The organism is Streptomyces sp. NRRL B-24572 (assembly GCF_002156145.1).
GTDB lineage: Bacteria > Actinomycetota > Actinomycetes > Streptomycetales > Streptomycetaceae > Streptomyces > Streptomyces vietnamensis.
The window spans coordinates 1-2,258 of the sequence record NZ_MWIG01001121.1 but is presented as its reverse complement, the minus strand read 5'-3'; the positions used below and the strand labels follow the sequence as shown (position 1 = coordinate 2,258).

The following is a 2,258-nucleotide window of genomic DNA, read 5'->3' as shown; positions in this document are numbered from 1 at the left end:
GTCGACTGGTCCTGGGACCTGCTCGACCCGGCCGAGCGCACCCTGCTCCGCCAGGTCTCGGTCTTCGCCGGCGGCTGGGACCTGGCCGCCGCCGAGGCCCTCTCCCCGCACGCCGCCGACGCCCTGGGCGCCCTGGTCGACAAGTCCCTCGTCGTCGCCACCCCCACCGAGGGCGGCGAGATGCGCTACCGGCTCCTGGAGACCATCCACGAGTACGCGACCGAGCGCGCCGCCGAGGAACCCGAGCTGCTCGCCGCCGCCGAGGCCGCCCACACCGCCCACTTCACCGCCCTCGCCGAGACCGCCGATCCCAAGCTCCGCTCGGCGGAGCAGCTCCCCTGGATCGACCGGCTCGAACGGGACCTCGACAACATCCGCGCCGCCCTCCACCACACCCTCGTCACGGCCCCCGACGAGGCCGCCGCCCTCCGGCTCGTCTTCGCCGTGGGCTGGTTCTGGTGGCTGCGCAACTACCGCCCCGAGGGCCTGGCCTGGGTCGAGCGCGCGGTCGCCCTCGGCGAGGACCCGGACGACCCCGCCGACCCCCGCCACTGGCCCCGCATGCACCTGCGCATGCTGCACTTCTTCCTCGCGGTCGAGAGCAGCACGATGGGGGACTTCAAGGAGCCGGAGACCCTCGCGCTCGTCCGGCGCGTCCGCGCGGCGTTCGGCGAGGAGCCCGGCCCCGAGTCGGCCCGCTTCCCCGGCCTGCTCTGGCCGTTCACCGCGTACCTCACCGAGGAACCGACCGTGATCCGCGACCTCCTCGACACCGCCGTCGACAACTGCCGCCGCCACGGCGGCGACTGGGAGCTCGGCGTCAGCCTCATGTTCCGTACGCACATGGTCGTCGACATGCCCGGCGGCATGCCCGACGTCGACGAGGCCCTGGCCGAACTCCGCGGCATCGCCCGGCGCGTCGGCGACCGCTGGATGGGGGCCCAGATCGCGAGCGCGGCGGGCGAGGCCAACATGATGCGGGGCCGGCTCGAGGACGCGGGCGAGGCGTACGAGGAGGCCCTCGGTCTCGCCCGCGAGGTCGGCGCCCACGCCGAGGCCCCCTTCCTCCTCGGCCGCCTGGCCGAACTGGAATACCGCCGCGGCGACCTGGAGGCCGCCGAGCGGACCCTCGACGAGTCCGCACGGGAGGCCGACCGCTACCACGTACGGGACAGCCAGACGTACGTCTGCTTCCTCCGCGCCGCCTTCGCCCTCCACCGCGGCGACGTCACGGAGGCCCGCGCCCAGCTGGAGGCGGCGAGTCGGACGGTCTCGCTCGGCACCCCGCCCCCGCACTTCGAGGCGGCGGTGACCGGGATCGCCGCCCGCGTCGAGGCGTACGAGGGGAAGGGGGCCGTCGCCGTCGCCACGGCCATCACCGCGCTGCGCACCGCCCGCGACGCCCAGTGCGCGGACTTCATCACCACCGGCCTGGCGGAGGGGCTCGCCGTCACCCTGTCCGAGGCGGGCGAGGTCGACCTCGCCGTACGGGTCATGGCCGCCGTCGACCACTGGCGCCGGGACATGCCCCGCTCGGTCCCCGAGCTGCGGGACGTCGAGTCCGTGACGGCCCGGGCGGTCGCCGAGCTCGACGCGTCCGCCCTGGCCGCCGCCCGCGCGGCCGGCGCGGGCCTCGGCGTCGACGAGGTCCTCGACCTCGTCGAACCGTTCGCCACCGCCTCGCAAGCCACCGCCTCGCAAGCCACCGTCCCGCAGGACGCCGTCCCGCAGGCCGCCGGGAGGGCCGTCAGGAGCAGCTGATCAGGGACTCCGCCCAGTCCGCGACCGCGGCCCGGCCGAACGGCGTGTGCTCCTCCACCACGAGCCGGATCGAGGAGCGGCCGGCGATGTCGACGTGCACCGGGACCGGCGGGTCGCCCGCCTGGACGACCTGGGAGCGCCAGAGCCGCTTCCCGTCCCCGTAGACGGAGAAGCGGACGCCGCCGACGCCGAGCTGGGCGCTCAGGTCGTCGATGCCGACGATCGCGTCGTAACTCGTGCACTGCCGGTTGAGGTCGATGAGCAGTGAGGACGGCGCGTGGACGCTGACCCCGTGCGCGTACTGGGTGCCGCCGATGGACACGCCGGTGCGCTGCCACATCCAGCTGCTGTCCGAGAGGGACACCTCGGGCTTGGTGCCGTCGCCGAAGACCCCGTACTGCAGCTCGTTGACCTGGTAGACGGACGGCGGGGCGGGCTTCGGCTCGGGCTTCGGCTTCGGGCGGGGTGCCTCGTGCTTCGGCGTCGGCTTCGGGCTC

Annotated in this window: 1 protein-coding gene and 1 pseudogene; one reads left to right on the top strand and one right to left on the bottom strand. The window is 74.7% G+C overall.

The window, feature by feature from the left end; genetic code table 11:
- Positions 1-1,761 (top strand): annotated as a pseudogene (locus CCN56_RS40730) (AfsR/SARP family transcriptional regulator); the annotation flags it as partial.
- Here the strand turns inward: CCN56_RS40730 and CCN56_RS40725 are convergent.
- Positions 1,748-2,258 (bottom strand): NPCBM/NEW2 domain-containing protein (locus tag CCN56_RS40725; RefSeq protein WP_179200172.1); only part of this gene is annotated, 511 nt, incomplete at its 5' end. The pseudogene CCN56_RS40730 and the gene CCN56_RS40725 sit on opposite strands and share 14 nt — an antisense overlap.